Raw genomic sequence first — 23,208 nt, 5'->3', positions numbered from 1 at the left:
CCGTGTGCGAAAAGGCTGGGGTCTCCTCTAGGGCTTCCGAGGCGATTTGTCGATGATTTTCCGTCGCCCGCCTACCTCCCGCAAGGGAGCCCCCGACCGGACCCGAGGGAAAGGCCCTTGGACGGGTCAATCTCGATTGGCGCCTTAGCCGCTTCCGAAAGGCAGAGCGGGCTCCGCCCAACCCGCCCCCAGAAAGCAGGAAGGGGGGCCCAAAGCCCCCCTTCCCCGAATCCGCAGATCCGTTTCGCTACACCCTTAGGGCATGTACGGGCGGATGTGATAGGCAGAAGGATTCGCCACGATCGTGTAGGCGATCGGCGAGAAGTTCACGGCGGGAGTCGCCGCGTAGATCGCCGGAACGGTCGTAGGAGCCGTGCTGAAGTTGACCCACGCATTGCCGCTGGTGATCACCGGAGCCGTGGTCACGATGGTCGGAGCCTGGAAGAAGATCCCCTGGCCTGCACCCACCGTCGACGCATAACCGTTGTCGACCACCGTGTTCAAGGTCAGCGTGTTCCCCGCGATCAGCACGATCCCGCCCGGGAAGACGAACCCGTTGACGCCCAACGCGGCGTTCGAGAGAGAGGCATCCAGTGGCCCGGTCGTGCTCGGGTTCACCGTCAGGTTGCCACTCGCCTGAACGAGCAGGTTGCTGCCCGCGTTCGCCTCGGTCGGGAGGAGCGTCACCCCGAGCAAGGAGTTCGTGAACGTCGAGGTGTCGTGGGACGTGAGCGTCGCGTTGCCCGCCACGTTCAGGTTGACCACCTGACGCCCGACCGCTCCCTCGCTCGTCGTTGCCAAGTCAATGGTGATGTTCGTGTTCCCAAACGACCCGTTGGCCACGTGGAACCCGTTCGCCAAGTAGTTGGTCGGCGAGGTCACGTTGTTCACGTTGCCCGTGAAGTCATCCAGGTAGAGGTTGGCCGTCGTGAGCGTTCCCGGACCCGTCAGGCTCCCGCCATAGAAGTAGGAATAGTACGCTGTGACGTTGGTTCCGAGCGTGAACAGGTTAGCCGGATTCGGCCCGGATTGGAAAACCGCCTGATACAAGCCGGCCGGATCGTTCGGAGTCGTCACCGTCCCGCCCAGGAAGGCGTTGCCGGTGTAGCTTTCCACAAACAGTTCGGAATTGTTGTGGGCGCTCGGGCTCAGGAACTGGATCGACCCATTGCTAAAGACCCCACCTCCCGGATTCGGCCCCGTCCCGTTCGAGTTGGAAGCCTCGAGATCCACGGTCTGATATGCAACGATCGAGCCATGGTTGATCACCGCACCACCCACTCCAGTGAAGAGCGGAAGGTCCACGTCGCCCGCGTAGAGGCTAACCGATCCGCCCACGTTGGAGATCGTCGCACCCGCGTTGTTGATGATCGTCCCCGGCAGATCGACATAGAGCGTGCTACCGCTATTGGTGGCGATCGTCCCGTTGTTCACCAAGCCGCCATAGGCAAGATAGCTCGAGGTATTGCCCTGGAAGTTGACCTGGCCCCCGACGAAGTAGCTATCCAACTCCGCATTGATCGTCCCGTTGTTGGTGAGCGTTCCCGTCCACTGAAGCGTGGATACGCCACCGTTGCCGTTACCCGTTCCGAGCGCGTTGGACACTCCACCAAGCACACCGTTGTTGACGATGTTCCCGTTAGCCAGAACCGTCAGGCCCGTCATGTTATACGCGAACGCCGAGGTACCCAGGTTGAGCGTCACGGTCGTCGGAGTGGTCGCCGAAGGCGTCAGGCTCCCCGCACCGTCGGAGGGGGTGTACGTCGGGGCGATGTTATACGCCGGGACAATGGTCCCACCCACCCCGCCGATCACTGTCACGTTGTTGGTTGCGAACGTCGTGCCGAAAACACTCTGGGTCGGCGAGACGTTCACCGCTCCCGAGCCCGCAAGCAGGACGAAGCCACCCACCCCTTGCAGGTTGCCCTGCACAGTCAAGGGACCCGAGCTGGCAAAGCTCACCGGGATGTTGCCGTTGATCAGGAACTGCGCCGTGTTGACGCTCGCCGCAATCAGGCCCAAGCCCGCCGGAGCCGAAATGACCGCGTTCGGTCCCACCGTGATCCCGTTCGCATTGGCCACGAAGATCGAGTAGTTGAACGCACCAGTCAAGGTTCCAAAGATCTGCGAGGGACTTCCGCTCACGTCCACGTTGAGGACGGCCCGCGGAGCAAAACCTCCCGAGAAGTGCAACGTTGCACTTTGGCCGATGTTGAACCCCCCCGGCTGGCTTGTGTTAATCGTGCCTCCACTGGCGGCCCAGTTGATCACCGTGTTGCCCGCATTCAAGCCGATCGTCTGCGTTCCGCTGACGATGGGACCCACGGAGGATACCCCCGCGCCCGACGCCGTCCCATGTCCCGGCAGCTGGAGCGGTCCAAAGACCGTCGCCCGAGCCGAAACCAATCCCAGCCCCGCAAAGGCCGCTGTCGCCAGCAGCGTCCGCAGTGCCGAGAGATAACTCTTTGTTTTCCTCTTCATATTCCCCTTGGTTGTAAGCTTTGGAATGCCTCGTCCCATCATTCTGTCTCATTCCTTGGTCGCATGCCGCTTGGCACAGCCACCCCGACCTCTCACTCGAGGGTCATCGTGGTGCCTGTTATCGGGTAACTTCGGGGGATGCGTCAAGTTGGTTTTGCGAAAAAATTCGATCCACCGTTGCCTCGAACGCGTTCGGTTACCTCCGGGGCAGCTTGCCCGGGGCCCTCTGGGGCCTCTTTGCGAACGAACGCTCCGCCCATGCGCGCCCGCCGCCCGTGAGGGACGCAACCGGAGGGAGGCCGGGAAGCCCCTTGGAGAGGCAGTTCTCGATTGAGGACTGAGCGGCTTCCTGGGGCATCCCTGCGCAACAGGATCCCGGGCTCCGCCGGCGCCCGGGAAGAAGGAAGAGGAGCCCAGAGCCTCCCTTTCCCGGAAACGGTAGATCGGCTTGGCCACCCCCTTCGCCTCCCAGGAGCCGATGCGATAAGATGCGGGATGGGTCACGACCCTCCAGGCGACCGGCGAGAAGTGCACGGCAGAGATCGCCCGCGGAGATCGTGGGAAGGGCCGTAGGGGCCGTGCTGCAGCGGACGCACGCATTGCCGCCGGGGATCACCGGAGCCGGAATCACGGTGGGGGGGCCTGGAAGAAGATCCCCTGCCGGCCCCCACGCTCGAGGCCGACCGTTGTCGACCATGGTGTTCCCGGTCAGCGTCTTCCCCGCAATGCGCGCGATCCCGCCCGGGAAGGCGTTTCCGGTATCGCGCTCGCCCTGGCCGCCTTTTCTCACTAACGCGAGCTTTCGCGGAAGAACGGAAGGCCCGGGTCGATGGCGAGGAACTTCGGCGGGGAAAGGGTCTTCGTGCGCGGGGATCGAGCAAGATGGTTGCTCGATTTGGCGGATTGCGAGCTCGGTACAGGGCAAAAATCCGCTTGGGGAGCAAGGCTCCGCCCGATGGGAGGCGCTGCTGCCGGGGGAACCGCTCTGGTTTTTGTGGATGCTCTGCAACGCAGCATCCGGAAGACCTGGGGGAAGAGCGGCTTCCCAGGATAGGCGCTGCTCATCGACAAGAGGACGCGTCGGACGCTGACAGGGCAGCGTGCCGATCTTGCAGCGCTTGAGCCGGAGGGGGTCGACCTGGGCCTGGGCGGGCCCCTCCTCGGTGGAAAGAGAGGGGACGACAAAGCGCGGATTCTTTCCTTTCTCCAACTACTCGGCTTTGGAGAGCAGTTGGGCGCTCCCTCGACCAGCGGCTCAAGGGGCGATCGGCAAACTCGGAAAAGACGCGAGCCGGCTTGCCCGTGGACTCGTGCAGACGATGGGCTTGCTCCATCCATGCCTCAATGGGAGGGTACAAGCGCTCGCTGCGAATCAGGCCAAAGAGGAAGTCGACCGGATTGGCTTCGCCCCAGGCCATGATCTCTTCCCGGCAGAAGCCCCGAGTCGGCCCGGAGCACGATCTTGCCCTCGGGGCCCATGGGTGCGGAGTGGTACCCCAATCCGGAGGATCTCGGTCAAGGGATCCCTCCGCCGCATCCGGGTTCGATCTCCGAAGCCGCACGCCGAGGAGCTGATCTTGGGCGAAGATCGAGAGCGGCAAATCACAATACGCATCGGAAACCCCAAGGAAGAAGCGCTCGGGCTCTTGTCCGTCAAGAGGGATGCCGGTCGCATCCGACCCGAGCACCACCTCCTTGGGAGCCTGGGGATGCGATTCAAGGGAGAGATCGACCGAAAGCCGGTCGATCGCTTCAGCCGAGGAAATCGATCTGGTGGCAGCGTTCGCTTCGACCGACCCGTTCCAGGCGGTTTGAGGGTGCTCTTGCCCGCCAGATCCGCTTCCCGATCCCGTTTGCCGCTTAGGAGAGCCACCCGAGGATCGGTACGCAAGCTGCTCGGGGTCATTGAGATCCTCGGTAGCCCAGCGCCCTCCCGAAGATGCGCGGCACCCGCATCTCCCGCAGCGGATGCACTATGCGCCCCGGACGGCGTCGATCCCGGAAGCGGCGCTCCCGCTGTCTTCACCAACCGATCTTCCGATCGGCTGCTCGTCAGAGGATCGCACCCCCATCGCAGGAAACCCGAGCTAGGGCAATCCCGCTTTCCCCCGACGCGAAACATGGGCGGTACACCCAAAAGTCCCTTGGATCCCCTCTGTCCGGAACGGCCGCTTCTGCTCCTGGTTGTAATTACGTCTCGTTCACGCCCTGCATACCAGGGAAAGGCGGCCTTTCCTAGGCTCTTTGGCCGGCTTTCTGGCTTCCCGTTCTGGTCGGCCTTCGTGAGCAATGGCGGCTAGCGCCTCAGCCGCTTCCTTGCCCTCCCCTGTTAGAGGAGCGCGGGCTCCGCCGGCGCCCCAGAGAGCAGGAAGGGGGGCCCAAAGCCCCCCTTCCCCGAATCCCCAATCCCTTTTGGCTACACCCTTAGGGCGTGTACGGGCGGATATGGAAGGCGGAGGCATCGGGCACGATCGTGAAGTTGGTCGTCGAGCCCGAGACGGCGGCCACCCCGTAGATCGCCGGCACGATCGAGGGCTGCGTGCTGAAGTTGACCCAGGCGTTGCCATTGGTGATCACCGGCGCCCCAGTCGTGATGATCTTCGGGGCCTGGAAGAAGATCCCCTGGCCCGCGCCCACCGTCGGCGCATAGCCGTTGTCGACCACCGTGTTCAAGGAGAGCGTGTTCCCCGCGATCAGCACGATCCCACCCGGGAAGACGAACCCGTGAGTGCCCAGTGCGCCGCTGGAGAACGCGTAGTTCAAAGGCCCAGATGCACTCGGGTTCACCGTCAGGTTGCCGCTCGCCTGAACGAGCAGGCTACTGCCCACGTTCGCCTCGGTCGGGAGGGTTCCCGTCGAACCACTCCCGTTTACGAAGGTCGAGGTGGTATGGGAAAAGAGAGTGGCATTCCCTGCCACGTTCAGATTCACCACCTGACGCCCGATCGCCCCCTGGCTCGTCGTCGGCAAGCTAACGATCAGGTTTGTGTTCCCAGACGACCCGTTGGCCACGTGGAACCCGTTGGCCAGATCGTTGGTCGGCGAGGTCACATTGTTCACGTTCCCCACGAAGTCATCGAGGAAGAGGGTGTTGGTCGTGAGCGTCCCCCCACCCGTCAGGCTGCCGCCAGTGAACTGCGCAGCGTTGGTCTTGAGATTCGTTCCGAGCGTGAACGTCGCTGGCGGCTTCGCTCCGGAGAAGAGATAGACATTCGCCAATCCGGCCGCATCGTTCGGCGTCGTCACGGTCCCACCCAGGAAGGCGTTGCCGGTCGTACTCCCGACCGTCAGCGCCGCGTTCGCGTGCGCCGCACTGTCCAGGATTCGAATCGACCCGTCGCTATAGACTCCGCCCATCGGATAGAGCCCGCTCCCCGTGTTGTTGGTCGCGATCAAGGTGACATTATCCAGAGCAACGATCGATCCATGGTTCACGATGCCTCCCGAGGCCAGATTGGCGAAGCCGTAGCCCGAATCGATCCGGACATCGCCGCCCACGTTGGAGATGGTGGCACCACTGCTGTTGGTCACCGACCCGGGGAGGCGGATGTACAACGGAGCGGAGCTGTTGGTGGCGATCGTCCCGTTGTTCACAAGCGAACCGTAGGGGCGAAGCGAGGGGGTGTTGCCGTAGAAGGTGGTCAGCCCGGCCACCCCGGCGGCATCCACCTGGGCCTGGAGCGTCCCGTTGTTGGTGAGCGTTCCCGTCCACTGGAGGTACGGGACGACATTCCCGGTGCTGTTGGTGAGCACCCCGTTGTTGACGATATTCCCATTGGCAAGGACTAGCGTTCCGACCGTCGGCGTGGCACCGTTGGGACCGCTGAGACGCAGATCATACGGGTGCGCCGAGGTGCCCAGGTTGAGGGTCACCGTCGTCGGGCTGGAAGCCGAGGGGGTGGCACTTCCCGCGCCATCCGCCGGCGTAAAGATGCCGGTAGCCGTATTGAGCGTCCCGCCCACCCCACCGACGACCGTCACGTTGGTCCCGGGCTTGAAGTAGTGTGCCGCCCCGTTGGGGATCGGCAGGATGTTCACCGCACCCGAGCCCGCGAGAAAGATCGAGCTCCCGGGTCCTCCCGCGGCCACGAGATTCCCGGCTACGGTCAATGGCCCAGAGGCGGCAAAGCGGATCGGCAGCTGCCCCGTGCTGGCGAAGAGCTGCTCGTCAACGGTTGCCGCGATCAGGTTGATCCCCGCGGGAGCGACAATCATCGCCCCACTCCCGACAGTGATGCCATTGGCATTGGCGACAAAGACCGGGCCGTTCGCATTGAGCATGCCCAAGATCTGCGAAGGGCTGCCCGTCACGTCGACGTTGAGCAGCGCTTGGCCGGGATTGGTGATGACCAGATGCCCGCTTCCCCCGATATTGAAGCCCCCGGGCTGGCCAGTCCCGATCGTCCCGCCGCTATTGCCCCAGTTGATGACCGTGTTGGCCGCTCCGACCATGATGTGTCCGGTGCCACCAGCCCCATAGTTCCCTGTCGTCGAGGCGCTACCGGCGACCACGCTCCCATGCCCCGGCAGCTGGAGGGGCGCAACCACGGTCGCCTGAGCCGAAACCCATCCCAGCGCCAGCGCCGCAGAGAGGGCTGTCGCCAGAAGCGTCCGCAATGGTGAGCGTCTCTTTGTTTTCCTCATCCCATTCCCGTTGGTTCTTGATTTTGCATTCATCCATCTTCCGCGTGATCGCGTAGCCGACCTCAAGGCAGAGCCGCCCGCTCCGCTCGCTCGAGAGCCTCCTGGGAGGGGGAGTTTCCTTATCGCCCAACCCAGAGGATCAGTCAAGTTTCTCGCCCATCCTCGCCCGAAGCGCCTCCGGTTGCGTCACCGGTCGCGCCTCGGGGCTTTCCGAGGCCTTATCCGTGGAGCAAGCCTCCCCGCATCCTTGCCCGCCATTGGGCAAGAGGCTACTCTTTCCCGGAATGCCCGTCGCCACCGACACCCTCAAGACGCGGATCGCCCACTTGGAAGGGGCCTACGAGCAGATCGACAAGCGCTTGGGGACGGTCGAGCAGCGCCTTGGGGCGATCGAAGCCAAGCTCGATGGCTTTCGGCGCGAGGTCGGCCAGCAGCTCGATGAGCTCCGGAGAGAGACGGGCCAGCGGTTCGAGCGGGTCGACGCCCGATTCGAGGAGCTCAACAGTGAAATGGGCCAGCGGTTTGAGCGAGTCGATAGCCGGTTCGAAGAGCTCCGAAATGCGACCGATCAGCGGTTTGAGCGGGTCGACGCCCGATTCGAGGAGCTCCGAAACACCACCGATCAGCGCTTCCAGCAGGTCGACGGCCAACTCAATGCGCTCCGAACCGAAACGAGCCAGAAGTTCGAACGGGTCGACGCCCGATTCGAGGAGCTCAACAGTGAAATGGGCCAGCGGTTTGAGCGAGTCGACGCCCGATTCGAGGAGCTCCGAAATGCGACCGATCAGCGCTTCCAGCAGGTCGATGGCCAACTGAGCGCGCTCCGAACCGAAACGAGCCAGAAGTTCGAACGGGTCGACGCCCGATTCGAGGAGCTCAACAGTGAAATGGGCCAGCGGTTTGAGCGAGTCGATAGCCGGTTCGAAGAGCTCCGAAATGCGACTGATCAGCGCTTCCAGCAGGTCGACGGCCAACTGAGCGCGCTCCGAACCGAAACGAGCCAGAAGTTCGAACGGGTCGACGCCCGATTCGAGGAGCTCAACAGTGAAATGGGCCAGCGGTTTGAGCGGGTCGACGCCCGATTCGAGGAGCTCCGAAATGCGACCGATCAGCGGTTTGAGCGAGTCGATGCCCGATTCGAGGAGGTTCGCCGGGAAATGGACCAGCGCTTCGAACGCGCCAATGCCCAATCCGAGGAGCTTCGCCGGGACGTGCACCACCGGTTTGAGCGGGTGGAGCAGGCGCTACGGACTCAGTTCTACTGGCTCGTCGCCCTCATGCTCTCTCTCTTGGCCTTGGGCCTCTTCCGACATTGAGCCTCCTCATCCAGAGGCCGCTCGGAGAGATGGCGGCTCTGGGATCTGCCGAGGCAGCCCAATTGCCGGCTAGCAGGGCGGGGCGGGCGAGGATCGGCTGCCAAAGGCCTCCCATCGCCTTCGAACCCGGGATCGCGTTTTGCCCCGTCGGCACGACCCACCGCGCCTCGATCCGGTTGATCGCACGACCCACGACCGGCAAGGCGAGCCCGCACAATTCCGATTGCCTCTTCCGCCGGACTCTCTTATTAGAAGGACGCGCCCCCGGGCGCTGGAAAGACGCGGGTCGCCCGTTAGCCCGGAGGGGAGCCACCCACATGAGCACCCCTGAACCGCTCGTTCCGGTCATCCTGGCGGGCGGGGCCGGAACCCGCCTCTGGCCGCTTTCCCGCAAGGGGAGGCCCAAGCCATTTCTTGAGCTCCCGGGCGGCCGCTCCCTCTTTGCCCGGGCGATCGCCCAGGCCCGCTCCCTTCCCGGGGCGGCCGATCCCCTGACTGTGATCCACCGGGACTACTACTTCCAAGCCAGGGACATCGCCGCGCGAGAGGGGGAAGGGGCTCCGCTCCGCTATCTTCTGGAGCCGGTGGGAAGGAACACGGCGCCGGCGATCGGAGCGGCGGCGCGGTGGCTCCAGGAGCGCTTTGGGCCCGGGACGACGCTGCTCGTCCTGCCGGCCGATCACTTGATCGAGGAGGGACCCGGGTTCGGGGAGGCGGTGGCCCGGGCGACCGAGCTCGCCCGGCTCGGGTACTTGGTCACCTTCGGGATCGTGCCGCAGGGCCCGCACACGGGATATGGCTACGTCGAGCGGGGAGAGGAGATCTCCAAGGGGGCTCCGCTCGGCCACTCGGTCGCCCGGTTCATCGAGAAGCCCGACCGGGAGCGGGCGGAAGCCTTTGCGGCCTCGGGCCGCCATTTCTGGAACGCGGGAATCTTCTGCTTCCGGGCCGACTCCTTCCTCGCCGCTCTGGCCGAGGCGGCCCCGGAGATCGCCCAGGGGGTCGAGGCCTCTCTTTGCGGGGCGCAGGAAAAGGAGGAGATCGTCGAGCTCCCCAAGGAGTTTGGCTCGCTCCCGTCGGTCTCGGTCGATTACGCGGTCCTGGAAAAGGCCCGGAAGGTGGCGGTCGTGCCGGCTTCCTTTTCCTGGAGCGACGTCGGTTCCTGGTCGAGCTACGCGAGCCTCCTTCCCGCCGACGCCCAGGGGAACCGGGTCGTCGGGGAGGGGCTCCTCCGGGAGGCCGAGGGGTGCGTGGTCCATGCGCCCGACCGCCTGACGGCGGTCCTGGGCGTCCGCGACCTGCTCGTGGTCGACACCCCCGATGCGCTCTTGGTCGCCGCCAAGGACCGGGACCAGGAGGTCGAGGCGGTGGTGGCCGAGCTGCGGCGGCGGGGACACCCCGCCCATCTCCTCCACCGGACGGTCCACCGGCCGTGGGGGACCTACACCGTCCTCGAGCAGGGTTCGCGCTTTGCGATCAAGCGGATCGTCGTCCGGCCGGGACGGGCGCTCTCGCTCCAGATGCACCACCACCGGAGCGAGCACTGGGTCGTCGTCTCGGGGACGGCCCAGGTGACCCAGGGGGAGAGCGAGCGGCTCATCCGCCCGAACGAGTCGACCTACATCCCGGCGGGAGTCACCCACCGGCTGGAGAACCCGGGGCTCATCGACCTGGTGATCATCGAGGTGCAGTGTGGCGACTACGTGGGAGAGGACGACATCGTCCGCTTCGAGGACCGCTACGGAAGAGCCTAGCCCGGCGCCAAGGAACCGCCGCAAGAAATCCCGCTTGCTTCGCCGTTCGGAGGACTCGATAAAGGAGGACACATGCGGGAGCTCTGGAAGGTTCTGCAATTCTCGGCGCCCTTCCTGCGCAAGCATTGGAAGGTCCTGGCCGCGGGCGTGCTCACGGGCCTGGTCTTCGCCTCGATCAACGGCACCTACCTCTTCGTGCTCAAGGCCGCGATCGACAACTTCCTGGGTGCGCCCGGGCTGGGCGCACCAGCGGATCCCCACCACTCCCGGCAATCGATCACCGAGATCCTGCGGCAGTGGATGCCCAAGATGGGAGCGGAGCTCGACGGGAAGCGCATCCTTGGGGGCCTCCTGCTCCTGCCGGGGGTCGCGCTGGTGCGTGGGCTCTTCCGGCTCGCCAACGCCTACTTCATGAACCTGGCCGCCGGGCGCATCGTGGCCGACCTCCAGACCGCCGTCCTGGAAAAGCTCCACACGCTTTCGATGGACTTCTACCACCGGTCGACGACGGGGGACCTCTCGGTGCGGATCCTCAACGACACGCAGGGGTTCTACCAGTCGATCAGCATCCTCTTCACCGACGTCGCGAAGGACCCCTTCACCCTGCTGGCCATCCTCATCTCGTGCGCGGCGATCGACGGGCGGCTCACCCTGGTTGCGGGGCTGCTCATCCCGGTCTGCATCATCCCGGCGCTGATGCTCTCGGGGAGGGTCCGCCAGAGTGCCGCCAAGATCGTCTCGACCGCGGTCGAGCAGAACAACCTCCTGCTGGAATCGGTGGCGGGGGTGCATGTGATCAAGGCGTTCTCCCTGGAAAAGCGGAACGCCGACCGGTTCCGGAAGCAGGCCAACGACCTGGCGCGGCAGAACGCGAAGATGAACACCTCGAGCTCGCTGGTCAGCCCCTCGATCGACGTGATCGCAAGCCTGGCGCTCTCGCTCCTCATCCTGACGGTCGTCTGGCAGCACGTGAGCATCGCCAACATGGCGGTGGTCGCCAACGGCGCCCTCCTCTTCTTCGCCCCGATCCGGCGGCTGGCCGACGCCAACGTGAAGATCCAGGAAGGGGCGATGAGCGCGCGGCGGCTGAGCGAGCTGCTCGAAACGCCCGCGAGCGTCCAGGAAGCCAAGCATCCCATCCCGGTCCGGGAGTTTCGCGAGGGGGTCGTTTTCGATCATGTCTCCTTCCACTACGGGAACCGGCTCGTGCTCGAGGATGTCTCCTTCACCGTCCCGCGGGGGGCGAAGGTCGGGATCGCGGGTCCGAGCGGGGCGGGCAAGAGCACGATCACGAGCCTTCTCCTCCGGTTCTACGACCCGGTCGAGGGAGCGATCCGGATCGACGGGCAGGACCTGCGGGAGCTCAAGCTCCAGGATGCCCGGGGACTCTTTTCGCTGGTGAGCCAGGACGTCGTGATCTTCAACCTGACTGCGGCCGAGAACATCGCGATCGGCAACCCGCACGCCACCCCCGAGCAGATCGAGGAGGCGGCCCGGATGGCCGGGGCGCACGAGTTCCTCTCCCAGCTCCCGCACGGCTATCACACCAAGATCGGCGAGCGCGGGGTGCGGCTCTCCGGGGGACAGCGCCAGCGGCTCTCGATCGCCCGGGCGTTCATCCGGAACGCGCCCATCCTGATCCTCGACGAGGCGACCTCGAACCTCGACTCGCATAGCGAGAGGCAGATCCAAAGCTCGATCGAGTCGCTGGAGCAGGGGCGGACCGTCGTGGTGATCGCCCACCGGCTCTCGACCTTGGCTTCCTCGGACTGGATCCTCGTCCTGGACGGGGGCCGGATCGTGCAGCGCGGCACCTACGCCGACCTGCTGGAAGCCGACGGTCCCTTCCGCCGGCTCGCCGAGAAGCAGGGCCTCTGCGCCGTCGCCGCCTGACCGGGTCCGCCCGGCTTGCCGAAAGGCGATGGTGGAGCTAGCGTAGCGGAATGACGGCGACGGCCGCCGGAGCGCTCAGCCTGGGGGTAGGACTGCTGGTCCTCGCCGTCAAGTTCCTGGCCTACCGGTTGACGGGCTCGGTCGCTCTCTACTCCGATGCCCTCGAGTCGGTCGTCAACGTCGCCGGAGCCGCGGCGGCCAGCCTGGCCCTGCGCGTCTCCTCGGCCCCTCCCGATCGCAACCACCCCTACGGCCATACGAAGGCCGAGTATCTCTCGGCGGGCTTCGAGGGAGGGCTGATCGCGGTGGCGGCGGTGCTGATCCTCCTGGGCGCTTTCCGGCGGCTCTTCTCGCCTGAGCCGCTTCCGCGGCTGACCGAGGGGATCGCGCTTTCGGCCGGATCGACGGTGGTCAATGGCGCCTTGGGATGGTATCTCCTGGCCCGGGCACGGAAGGAGAGCTCCCCCGCCCTCTCGGCCGATGGCATCCATCTCTGGACCGACGTCGTCACTTCCCTCGGGATGGTCCTCGGGCTGGCCGCGGCCAAGCTCACCGGTCTCTGGCGGCTCGATCCGCTGCTCGGCCTGCTCCTGGCGGGGAATATTCTCTGGACCGGCTACCGGCTCGTGCGCGACTCGCTTGGCGGGCTGATCGACGAGGGTCTCTCGCCCGCGACCGTGGCCGCGATCGAGGCGAGCCTCGCCCGGGAAGGCCCGCCGTTCGCGCAGGTCCAGGGGCTGCGCAGCCGGAGGGCGGGCCGGACGGTCTTCGTCGAGTTCACCTTGGTCCTTCCGGGATCGCTCGCCGTCCGGGAGGCGCACGAGCTCTGCGACCGGATGGAGGCGGTGGTCCGGCGGACCGTGCCGCAGGCCTCGGTCACGGTCCATGTCGAGCCCGTCGAGGAAGGGAGGAGCCCCCGCTCAGAGCTCGCCTGAGACGCGGTGGTCGAGGGAGAGGGAGCCTCCCCCGGTAAAGAGCAGGCAGAGGCAGCCCGAGATCGCCAGGATATGGAACTCGAACCCCTCTCCGGCCTGGGTCCCGAACCAGTTCATGAAGAATCCGTACGGGAGATGAACGAGGAGGGCGGCCACCGCCATCGTCCCTCCGAGGGCGAACGCGGCGAGCCGGGTGAAGCACCCTAGAGCGAGCGCAAGCGGCGCCAAGAGCTGGGTCCAGACCGCGGCCTGGGCGTAGACCATGGGAACATGGAGAGCCTGATGGAGGAAGGCCGTGCTGCCCGAGAGCCCCTTGCCCCCGAACCAGCCGAGGACGTTCTGCGCCCCATGGGGGAAAAAGACGATTGCCAGGCCCAAGCGGAGAAGCAAGGGACCCAGCGAGCGCCGGGTCGAGAGAATGCCGGAAAATGGGTTCATGCGAAGTTCCTCCTCTTGGTCCGCCCGCCTTGCAACCGAGCTGTCATATCCGGAATCGCGAGAGGGAGACAAGCAGAACCGATTGAGATGGGGCGATGGCGGAGCCGTATCTTCTCAAAGGCCTCCCTGACCCGCCCTCGCGCTTCTCCCCATGGTTGCTTTTCCGCCTTGTCCGAAAGGGACGTCGGAAAGAGAATGAGGCATTGACTCTGCCCAAAACGCCCCGCGCCGTGCCGAAGGATGACCAGAGCTTGAGCCGCTCCTCCCTCTTCCCGCTCGGAGATTACCTGGCGGGCATGCTCACCGGGACGATCGTGGCCGGAGCCGTCCGGGGGCTGGTGGGACCCGGCTTCGACATGGTGCTCGCGATGGTGCTCGGCATGGCCCTGGGCATGGCGATCCACCTTTTGCTCGGGCTCGTTCTCGGGCCCCTGCTTGGCATGTTCCAGACCATGGTTCCGGGAGCATGGATCGGAATGTATGGGGGAATGCTCTTTGCCATGCGCGACTCGATGGGAGCCGGCTCCCCAACCTGGCCCGGCGCCCTGGGCGTCGGGGCCCTCTTCGGAGCGATCGTGGTAGCAGGTGTCCATCTCTACGACCGGATCCTGCGTGGGCCCGTCAACGGTCCTTCTGGAGAATCGCTCGAGAAGGCCCGCTCCTCGACGCGAAGCAAGTGGGATGCGGCGAGCCGATTCTTCGACCGGCTCACCTGGGCCGACGACCAGCGCTTCGGCCCGGAGAAGCGCCGGCTCTTCGCGCGACTGGAAGGCAAGCTCCTCTTCGTCGGCGCCGGAACCGGGAATGACTTCGCCTACCTGCCGAGCGGGCTGTCGGTGACGGCGGTGGACATCAGCCCCGCCATGCTCGCCCAGGCTTCGGTCAAGGCGGGCCGCTATGCGGGCAAGATCGATCTGCGCGAAGCCGATGTCCAGCACCTTCCCTTCGCCGATGCCTCCTTCGAGGAGGCGCTGGCCGTCTGCACCTTCTGCTCGGTTCCCGATCCCTTGGCCGGCCTTCGAGAGATCTACCGGGTGCTCCAACCGGGAGGCCGCTTCTTCCTTTTCGAGCATGTGCGAAGCCGGATCGGCCCCGTGGGCATTCTCCTGGACGGGATGACCCCCCTCTCCCGCCTCGTGGGTCCCGCTCTCAATCGGGAGACCGTGGGCACCGTCCGGACGGCGGGCTTTTCCCTGCTCGCGGAGGAGAACGTCTACCTCGACATCGTGAAGTGGATCGAGGCCGAGAAGCCTCGCGAGGGATCCGGTGCCCCCTCGACTTCCGAAAGGGAGAGGCATCTCGCTTCCCCATCCGCGGGAATCGAGGCTTCCCCATCGTCATCCGCCGTTGCGTAGCCCGCGTGGCCCTTTCCTTTGCGCTCCGCGCTCTTTGTAGTTGGCGAAGCCCCACTGGCCTCACTAGACTTCCCGGCATGTTCCAGCGGCAAGCCTCCCGGCACCTCGGGAGAAACCAGTCGGAGGAAGCCCCCGCGACTACGGAAAGCCGGGAGCGATGCGCCCAGCCCTCCACCCAGCCGGGCACATAAGAGCCTCCTACTCGAATCGGAGAACCTATCCATGGATGGACCAACCGCGCTCACCGGGTTTCTGGCGATCTACCTCTTCCTCCTGGCCGCCTTTGCCGGCTACGAGGTGATTTCACGGGTGCCCGCGATCCTCCACACCCCGCTCATGTCGGGCTCCAACTTCATCCACGGCATCGTGGTCGTGGGAGCGCTCTACGCGCTGCTCCACGCAACGACCCTCGCGGAGCAGGCGATCGGCTTCCTCGGGGTGCTCTTCGGGGCGGCGAACGCCGCCGGAGGATACGTGGTCACCGTCCGGATGCTCCGGATGTTCCATTCCGGAAAGGCGGCGAAAGGCCAGCCGGAGCGAAAGAGGTAGCGATGGAGTTCCTTCTGCAGTTCTGTGACCTGGTCACGGCCTTCCTGCTCATCTACGGGCTCAAGCGGATGTCCTCGCCCGCCACGGCGAGCTCCGGGATCGTGCTTGCGGGAATCGGAATGCTCGTCGTGACGCTGGCAAGCTTCCTCTACGTCTTCGGCGTCGGCGGGGAGGCCCGGGCCCATCTGCCGGTCAACCTTTTACTCGCCGGTCTTGCGCTTCTCCTGGGAGTCGGCTGGTCCTGGTGGCGGGGCGAGCGCGTTCCGCTGACCGCGATGCCGCAGATGGTGGCCCTCTACAACGGGATGGGGGGAGCGGCGGCCGCCGCGATCGCGGGGATCGAGCTGCTCGCACACCCGGACGTGAGCAACGTCCGGCTTGCGATCGCGATCGCCGGGGGCTTCATCGGCTCCTTCTCGTTCTCGGGGTCGCTCATCGCGTGGGCCAAGCTCGAGGGAAGGCTGCGCAAGCCCTGGCGGCCCCGCTTCCTCCAGCTCGGCAACGGGCTCGTGCTTCTGGTGGCGGTCGCCTCGGGCACCGCAATGCCGGCTCTCCTCCCCAATCCGGATCTCCTCCTGCTCTTCTTCAGCTTCTCTCTTCTCTTCGGGGCGCTGATCACGCTCCCCATTGGCGGAGCCGACATGCCGGTCGTCATCTCGCTCTGCAACGCCTGCACGGGGATCGCGGTCGGCTTCGAGGGGTTCGTCCTCAACCATCCGGCGCTCATGATCGCCGGGACGGTCGTGGGAGCGGCGGGCAGCCTGCTGACCCTGCTCATGGCGCGTGCCATGAACCGCTCGCTCGGGAACATCCTCTTCAGCAACTTCGGCGATGCGGGGCAAGAGGCGAGCCAGGTCACCGGCCAGCTCAAGCCGATCAGCACCGAGGATGCAGCGGCGACTCTCTGCTATGCCCGCAAGGTGATCTTTGTTCCGGGCTACGGGCTGGCCGCCGCCCACGCCCAGCAGAAGCTCTACGAGCTGGCCAAGCGGCTCCAGGAGGAAGGAGCGGACGTCAAGTTCGCGATCCACCCGGTGGCGGGCCGGATGCCGGGCCACATGGACGTGCTGCTGGCCGAAGCGGGGGTCCCCTACGAGATGATCGTCGGCCTCGAGGAGATCAACGAGGAGTTTCCCGCGACCGACGTGGCTCTGGTGGTGGGGGCCAACGACATCATCAATCCCGCGGCCCGGACCGAGAAGGGCTCGCCGATCTATGGGATGCCGATCCTCGACGTCGACAAGGCCCGTCAGGTCTACGTGATCAAGCGCGGCCAGGGGAAGGGCTACGCGGGGGTCGAGAACCCGCTCTTTCTGGCCGACAACTGCCGGATGGTCTACGGAGACGCCCAGCAGGTGCTCATCCAGATGCTCCAGTCGATCAAGGAGCTGGTCGGCCAGCACTGACCGTGCCTGGCCGTCGCATCAACCGCTCCGTTCAATCCCACAGCCCCTGCTCCGCCGGATAACGCTGGAGGATGTCGATGTAGCGGGCGCGGGCCGCCGGTTCGGTCTTGGCCAGATGCTCCCGGCTCAAGAGCCCCCGGATCGCGTCCACGGAGACGAATCCGTGCTCTTCCATCCAGTCGCGGAGGCCGCCCACCAAGCGCTTCATGTGCGGAATCCCCTCCCGCAGGAGGGCGGAGGTGGTCATCACGACATCGGCTCCCGCAAGGAGATATTGAATCGCCTCCCGGGCACTCTCGACCCCGCTGCTCGCGGCCAGGGAGCCGTCGATCTGGCCGCGGAGGTGGCGAATCCAGAAGAGGGGGAGGCGCGTCTGGCTCCGGTGGCTCAAGACCAGGTCATCGACGAGGCGAAGCGCGGCGAGGTCGATCTCGGGCTGGTAGAAGCGGTTGAAGAGGACGAGCGCCTGGGCTCCCGCCTCGATCAGGCGGCGAGCCATGTTCCCGAGGGAGCTGAACGCCGGGAGGAGCTTGACCGCAAGCGGGAGCGAAACTTCCGCCCGGACCGTCCGGACGATCTGGAGGTAGCGCTCTTCCACGGCCTGGCCCTCCTCGGAAAGATCGGTGGCAAGGAAGTAGATGTTGAGCTCGAGGCCGTCGGCCCCCGCCTCCTCGATCCCTTGGGCGTAGGAGATCCACCCCTCGCTCGTCACCCCGTTGAGGCTGGCCACGATCGGGATGTCCACTGCCTCCACCGCCTCCCGGATCAGCTCAAGGTAGCGGTCGGGCCCCACCCGGTAGGCGGACGGATCGGGAAAGTAGGTGAGCGCCTCGGGGAAGCTCTCGGTTCCCGCGGCGGTGAGCCGCTCCCAGCGTTCCTGCTCGGCCCGGATCTGCTCCTCGAAGATCGAGGGGAGGACCACCGCCCCCGCCTCCGCATCTTCCAGCCGGCGGATCGCGTCTAGCTCCCCGGTCAGGGGAGAGGCCGACGCGATCAGCGGGTTCTGGAGGGAAAGGCCCATGTAGCGGGTCGCGAGGTTCATCGGGTCTCCTCCGAGGCGACGGGGGCCGGGGCGCGTGCGGGAACTGGGGCTTTCCCTTCCCGGAAGCCGGCGAGCTGCTCGTAGATCCCGTATTTCTCGAGGATGAGGGACTGGGCGCGGTTCGCCAGCTCTTCCGCCTCGGCGGGACGGCTCATCGCGAGCGCCCGGTAGCGGAGCTCCGGGTAAGCGTACTGCCGAAAGGGGAGCGTCGGCCGCGGAGAGTCGAGGCGGAAGGGGTTTTCGCCGATCGCGCGCATCGCGGGATTGAAGCGAAGGAGGGGCCAGTAGCCGCAGGCGACTGCGGCATCCTGCTGGCGCAATCCCCGCTCCATCTCGATCCCGTGGGCGATGCAGTGGCTGTAGGCGAGGATCAGCGAGGGACCCTCGTAGGCCTCGGCTTCCCGGAAGGCGAGGAGCGTCTGCTGCGGGTTGGCCCCCATCGCCACCTGGGCCACATAGACGTTGCCGTAGGCGATCGCCTGCAGGACCAGGTCCTTCCGGGGCACCCGCTTTCCCGCGGCGGCGAACTTGGCCACCGCTCCGAGCGGAGTCGCCTTGGAGGCCTGGCCCCCCGTGTTGGAATAGACCTCGGTATCGAGGACGAGCACGTTGAGGTTCCGGCCGGTGGCGAGCACATGGTCGAGGCCCCCGAAGCCGATGTCGTAGGCCCAGCCATCCCCGCCGACGAGCCAGATGGAGCGGCGGACCAGGTGATCCATCACCGAGAGGAGCTCGCGGGCCTGGGGGCTCGCCGGGGCCAGCGGTGCAAGCCTGCTGCGGAGAGCTTCGAGCCGCTGGCGCTGAGCGCGGATCTCCGATTCCCGGAGCTGCGGAGCCGAGAGGATCTCCTGGGTCAACTCCTCGCCAACCGAGCTCGCCAGTCCGCGGAGCAGCCCTTCGGCCCGGCCCCGGAGCTGGTCGGCCGCCAGCCGGAATCCGAGGCCGAACTCGGCGTTGTCCTCGAAGAGGGAGTTCGACCAGGCGGGTCCCCTCCCCTCGCCGTTCTTGGCCCACGGGGTGACGGGAAGGTTTCCCCCGTAGATCGAGGAGCAGCCGGTCGCATTCGCAATCAGGAGCCGGTCTCCGAAGAGCTGGGAGAGGAGCTTGAGGTAGGGGGTCTCCCCGCAGCCGGCGCAAGCGCCGGAAAACTCGAAGAGGGGCTCCAGGAACTGGACTCCGCGCACGCTCGAGAAGTCGACCTCGGAGCGATCGTTGACCGGGAGCCGCTCGAAGAAGGCGATGCTCTCGCGCTCGCCCTCCAGGATTGGCTGCTTGGCCTCCATGTGGATCGCCTTGAGCCCCGGCCTGCTCGGGCTATAGGCGGGGCAGACATCGACGCAGAGCCCGCAGCCGGTGCAGTCCTCGACGTAGACCTGGAGGGTGAAACGGACCCCGGGGTATCCCCGGAGGTTGATCGGGGCGGAAGGGAAGGAGCGGGGGCTCCCGTCGAGCCGGGCTTCGTCATAATACTTGACCCGGATGACGCTGTGGGGGCAGACGAAGCCGCACTGGCCGCACTGGACGCAGATCGTGGGCTCCCAGACCGGCACGAAGTCGGCCACGTTCCGCTTTTCCAAGGCGGCGGTCCCCGAAGGATAGGTTCCGTCCGCGGGAAAGAGGCTGACGGGGATCTCATCCCCCCGCCCGGCCAGCATCGGGCCCGTCACGAGCCTGACGAACTCGGGGGCTTCTGCCGGCACCAGAGGCCGCCGATCGAAGGCGCTCGTCGCCTCCTCGGGAACGACCACCTCGTGGAGGTTGGCAAGCGCATGGTCGACCGCCTGGAGGTTCTCGGCGACGACCTTTTCCCCCTTGCTGCCGTAGGCCCGCCGGATCGATTGACGGACCTGCTCCACCGCCGCCTCGCGCGGGAGGATGCCCGCGAGGGCAAAGAAGGCGGTCTGAAGGACCGTGTTGGTCCTCCCCTTGAGGCCCGCCTCCCGGGCGATCCGGGAGGCATCGATCACATGGAGGCGGAGCCGCTTCTCCAGGATCTGCCGCTGGACCGAGCGGGGAAGATGATCCCAGACCGCTTCCGGCCCGTAAGGGCTGTTGAGGAGGAAGACCGCCCCCGGAGCCGCCGAGCAGAGGATGTCGACCCGCTCGAGGAAGGGGAACCAGTGGCAGGCCACCACCCTCGCCGAGGAGACCAGGTAGGGGGAATGGATCGGCTCGGGCCCGAACCGGAGGTGGGAGACCGTCAGCGCCCCCGACTTGTGGGAGTCGTAGACGAAGTAGCCCTGGGCATGGAGGCCGGCCTCCTCGGCGATGATCTGGATCGAATGCTTGTTGGCCCCGACCGTTCCGTCGCCGCCCAGGCCGTAGAAGAGAGCGCGAACGACCGAGCCCGGCTCGATCGAGTAGCCGGGGTCGACCTCGAGGCTCGATTGGGAAAGGTCATCGGTAATGCCGACGGTAAAACGGCTCTTGGGCGCGGGGCTCCGGAGCTCGTCGAAGACCGCCTTCGCCATCGCGGGGGTGAAATCCTTCGAGGAGAGGCCATAGCGGCCGCCGATGACCCGGGGGAGGTGAGGCCGCTTCCCTTGGGAATAGGCTTCCGCGAGGCTTCCCAGCACATCGAGGAAGAGCGGCTCCCCCGGTGCCCCGGGCTCCTTCGTCCGCTCGAGCACCGCAAGGGCCCGGCAGCTCGGCGGGAGCGAGGAAAGGAAGTCGTCAACGGCAAAGGGGCGGAAGAGGCGAACCTGGAGGACGCCCACCTTCTCTCCTTGCCGGCGGAGGGCGGCGGCGGTCTCCCGGGCGGTTTCCGAGGCCGAGCCCATCAGGACGATCACGCGCTCGGCGTCCTCCGGGCCGTCATACTCGAAGAGGCGGTAGCGGCGGCCGGTCTGCTCGGCGAAGCGGTCGAGGACCGAACGGAGGATTCCGGGCAGGGCGGCGTAGAAGGGGCTCGCCGCCTCCCGGGCCTGGAAGAAGGTATCGGGGTTATGGGCGGTGCCCCGGATGCACGGATGCTCCGGATTGAGCGCCCGGCTCCGGTGCGCGCGGATGAGCTCGTCTGGGATCAGCGCCCGGAGCGGCTCGTCGGCCAGCGGCTCGAGGGTGTTCACCTCGTGCGAGGTGCGAAAGCCGTCGAAGAAGTGGAGGAAGGGCACCCGGCTTTCGAGGGAGGCCGCCAGGGCGATCAGGGCGCTGTCCTGAGCTTCCTGGACGGAGGCCGAGCCGAGGAGCGCAAAGCCCGTCATGCGCACCGCCATCACATCGGAGTGGTCGCCGAAGATCGAAAGCGCATGGGTGGCGACCGACCGCGCCGCGACGTGGAAGACCGTCGGGGTGAGCTCGCCCGCGATCTTGAACATGTTCGGGATCATGAGGAGGAGGCCTTGGGAGGCGGTGAAGGTGGTCGTCAGTGCTCCGCCTTGGAGGGCTCCGTGGACGGTCCCCGCCGCCCCCCCTTCGCTCTGCATCTCCTGGACGACCGGAACACTCCCCCAGAGGTTCTTGCGTCCCTCGGCCGCCCACTGGTCGGCGAGCTCCGCCATCGTCGAGGACGGGGTGATCGGGTAGATCGCGCAGACCTCGCTCGTCCGGTAGGCGACATCGGCGGCGGCCGTGTTGCCGTCCATCGTCCGCCGCGTCCTCGCGGTTCGCGCGGTCATGCCCGGCCTCCCGCAGGCCCGGGCTCGGGGACCATCTCGATCGCATGGCAGGGACACTGCTCGAAGCAGACCGCACAGCCCGTGCACTTCTCATAGAGGAAGCGGTAGCGCAGGCCCGGGCCCAGCTTGAGGATCGCCTCCTCCGGGCAGGCCGCGAAGCAGTTGTCGCACTCGAAGCAGATTCCGCAGGAGAAGCAGCGCTCGGCCTCTCGGCGAGCCTGGAGTTCGGAGAGCCCCGCCACCACCTCCGCGAAATCGCTCGTCCGCGCGGCCAGCGGCAGCTCGGGCTGCTGGCCCGGCGCCACATCGCGATAGACCGGAAGATGGAGCATCGCAAAGGAGACGCCCGGCGGAGGGGCCGGCTCGGCGTACCCGCTCCCGCGCAGCCAGCCGTCGATCGACCGGGCCGCTCTCTTGCCCTGGCCAACGGCGACCGTAACGGTCTGATCGCCCGGAACCGCGTCGCCCCCGGCGAAGATGCCGGGATATCCGGACATCTGGTTCTGATCCACGATCACCGCCCCGTCCTTCCCGAAGGCGATCCCGGGAACCCGCCGGAGGAAGCGGCTGTCGGTCTCCTGCCCGATCGCCAGCACGACCGCGTCGGCCCGCAACGTGTCGTAGTGGCCGGTCGGCCGGGGCCGGCCGTCGGGCCCGAGCTCCATCCGCTCGACGACGAGCTCCTCACCCGCGATCTCCCGGATCGTCGTGAGCCACCGGATTCGGATCCCTTCGGAAAGAGCCTCGTCGGCCTCGAAGGCGTGGGCCGGCATATGGGCGCGGTCCCGCCGGTAGACGATGAGCGCCTCTTCGGCCCCCAGCCGCTTGGCCGTCCGCGCCGCATCCATGGCCACATTGCCCCCGCCGTAGATCACGACCCGCCGTCCGAGCAAGGGACGCTCCTCTCCGGCTACTTGGTGCAGCAGGGAGACCGCATCGAGCACGCGCGCCGCATCACGGGCGGGGATCTCGACATGCTTGCCGACCTGGGCGCCGATGGCGACCAGGACCGCGTCGAAACCGCCCGCTTCCTTTTCAGAGAGGAGGTCCTCGACCTTGTGACCCAAGACGAAGCGGACCCCCATCCGCTCGACCCGCTCGACTTCCTTGGCCAGAACCGCGCGGGGAAGCCGGTAGGCGGGGATCCCGAAGTGCATCATCCCTCCGGCCAAGGGGCCCGCCTCGTGGACTTCGACCGCATGGCCGAGGCGGGCGAGATGGTAGGAGGCCGAGAGCCCACAGGGGCCCGCTCCGACGACCAGCACCCGCTTTCCGGTCGGTGCGGCGGATGGCGGAAAGGGCCAGCCCTCGGCGGAAGCGAGATCCCCGAGGAAGCGCTCGACCGCGTGAATCGAGACCGGGGCGTCGTAGTCACCCCGATTGCAATGGCTCTCGCAAGGGTGGTAGCAGACCCGCCCGTGAACGGCGGGAAGAGGGTTCTCCTGGACGAGGAGCTCCCAGGCTTGCCGATAGTTCCCGGCCTGAGCCAGCGCAAGCCAGCCCTGGATGTCCTCTCCAGCGGGGCAGGCGGCTCGGCAAGGGGGCAGAAGATCGACGTAGAGCGGGCGGCGCGTCCGAATGGGGCCCGTACCCTTTTCGCGGGTCAGATCGACAACCGGCGTCATGTCGCCATGCTTCGATATCATGGGCGAACCTTCCTCATCTCGAAGGGCGGGCCGATCGTGCCCGGAAGCGACGGAGGACGCTCTGCGAGACGCAGGCCCATGATCGCGCGGCACCCTCCTCCCGTCAATCGCGGCCAAAGGCCGAGCCCACCC

14 protein-coding genes are annotated in these 23,208 nt (G+C 66.4%); 7 read left to right on the top strand and 7 right to left on the bottom strand.

Annotation, left to right across the window (positions count from 1 at the left end):
• Positions 1 to 255: 255 nt before the first annotated feature.
• The 3 genes from MacB4_RS09230 to MacB4_RS09220 all read right to left on the bottom strand — a co-directional run bounded on the left by MacB4_RS09230 (position 256) and on the right by MacB4_RS09220 (position 7,098).
• Entirely contained in the window at positions 256 to 2,481 is a 2,226-nt protein-coding gene (locus tag MacB4_RS09230; protein WP_206863546.1) for a filamentous hemagglutinin N-terminal domain-containing protein, read from the bottom strand.
• A 1,061-nt stretch (positions 2,482 to 3,542) separates the two neighbouring features.
• Positions 3,543 to 4,229 carry a transposase gene (locus MacB4_RS11285; protein WP_242529382.1) on the bottom strand — a complete coding sequence of 229 codons (687 nt, stop codon included), beginning with the start codon at positions 4,227 to 4,229 and terminating at the stop codon, positions 3,543 to 3,545.
• Between the two features lie 676 nt (positions 4,230 to 4,905).
• Positions 4,906 to 7,098: a filamentous hemagglutinin N-terminal domain-containing protein gene (locus MacB4_RS09220; protein WP_206863545.1), complete on the bottom strand. Its 2,193-nt coding sequence runs from the start codon at positions 7,096 to 7,098 to the stop codon at positions 4,906 to 4,908.
• Between the two features lie 311 nt (positions 7,099 to 7,409).
• On the opposite strand from MacB4_RS09220, the gene MacB4_RS09215 reads away from it, so the two are divergent.
• From MacB4_RS09215 to MacB4_RS09200, 4 genes are all read left to right on the top strand, one after another.
• Entirely contained in the window at positions 7,410 to 8,441 is a 1,032-nt protein-coding gene (locus MacB4_RS09215; RefSeq protein WP_206863544.1) for a hypothetical protein, read from the top strand.
• Positions 8,442 to 8,758: 317 nt separating this feature from the next.
• Positions 8,759 to 10,195 carry a mannose-1-phosphate guanylyltransferase/mannose-6-phosphate isomerase gene (locus tag MacB4_RS09210; protein WP_206863543.1) on the top strand — a complete coding sequence of 479 codons (1,437 nt, stop codon included), beginning with the start codon at positions 8,759 to 8,761 and terminating at the stop codon, positions 10,193 to 10,195.
• A 72-nt stretch (positions 10,196 to 10,267) separates the two neighbouring features.
• A complete protein-coding gene (locus tag MacB4_RS09205) occupies positions 10,268 to 12,088 on the top strand; it encodes an ABC transporter ATP-binding protein (RefSeq protein ID WP_206863542.1) in 1,821 nt (606 codons plus the stop codon).
• A 50-nt stretch (positions 12,089 to 12,138) separates the two neighbouring features.
• Positions 12,139 to 13,023, top strand: a complete 885-nt coding sequence (locus MacB4_RS09200; RefSeq protein ID WP_206863541.1) for a cation diffusion facilitator family transporter — start codon at positions 12,139 to 12,141, stop codon at positions 13,021 to 13,023.
• Here MacB4_RS09200 and MacB4_RS09195 read toward each other — a convergent pair.
• Positions 13,009 to 13,461 (bottom strand): DoxX family protein, encoded by a 453-nt coding sequence (locus MacB4_RS09195; RefSeq protein WP_206863540.1) that lies wholly within the window; start codon positions 13,459 to 13,461, stop codon positions 13,009 to 13,011. The two genes, MacB4_RS09200 and MacB4_RS09195, sit on opposite strands and share 15 nt — an antisense overlap.
• Before the next feature lie 203 nt (positions 13,462 to 13,664).
• Here MacB4_RS09195 and MacB4_RS09190 point away from each other — a divergent pair, with 203 nt between their 5' ends.
• From MacB4_RS09190 to MacB4_RS09180, 3 genes are all read left to right on the top strand, one after another.
• Positions 13,665 to 14,816 carry a class I SAM-dependent methyltransferase gene (locus MacB4_RS09190; RefSeq protein ID WP_242529216.1) on the top strand — a complete coding sequence of 384 codons (1,152 nt, stop codon included), beginning with the start codon at positions 13,665 to 13,667 and terminating at the stop codon, positions 14,814 to 14,816.
• 222 nt (positions 14,817 to 15,038) lie between these two features.
• Complete coding sequence (locus MacB4_RS09185; RefSeq protein ID WP_206863539.1) at positions 15,039 to 15,365, top strand: NAD(P) transhydrogenase subunit alpha; 327 nt, start codon at positions 15,039 to 15,041, stop codon at positions 15,363 to 15,365.
• 2 nt (positions 15,366 to 15,367) lie between these two features.
• Entirely contained in the window at positions 15,368 to 16,771 is a 1,404-nt protein-coding gene (locus MacB4_RS09180; RefSeq protein ID WP_206863538.1) for an NAD(P)(+) transhydrogenase (Re/Si-specific) subunit beta, read from the top strand.
• Positions 16,772 to 16,802: 31 nt separating this feature from the next.
• On the opposite strand, the gene MacB4_RS09175 is transcribed toward MacB4_RS09180, so the two are convergent.
• From MacB4_RS09175 to MacB4_RS09165, 3 genes are read right to left on the bottom strand one after another with little or no spacing between them, the layout of a single operon-like run.
• Positions 16,803 to 17,813: a dihydroorotate dehydrogenase-like protein gene (locus MacB4_RS09175; protein WP_206863537.1), complete on the bottom strand. Its 1,011-nt coding sequence runs from the start codon at positions 17,811 to 17,813 to the stop codon at positions 16,803 to 16,805.
• Entirely contained in the window at positions 17,810 to 21,430 is a 3,621-nt protein-coding gene (gene nifJ / locus MacB4_RS09170) for a pyruvate:ferredoxin (flavodoxin) oxidoreductase (RefSeq protein ID WP_242529215.1), read from the bottom strand. The genes MacB4_RS09175 and nifJ overlap by 4 nt, the downstream gene beginning before the upstream one ends.
• Complete coding sequence (locus MacB4_RS09165; protein WP_206863536.1) at positions 21,427 to 23,076, bottom strand: NAD(P)-binding protein; 1,650 nt, start codon at positions 23,074 to 23,076, stop codon at positions 21,427 to 21,429. Before MacB4_RS09165 ends, nifJ begins: the two co-directional genes overlap by 4 nt.
• Positions 23,077 to 23,208: the final 132 nt, after the last annotated feature.

Source organism: Methylacidimicrobium sp. B4 (genome assembly GCF_017310545.1).
Classification (GTDB): domain Bacteria; phylum Verrucomicrobiota; class Verrucomicrobiia; order Methylacidiphilales; family Methylacidiphilaceae; genus Methylacidimicrobium.
This window is presented reverse-complemented; position numbering and strand designations above follow the sequence as displayed.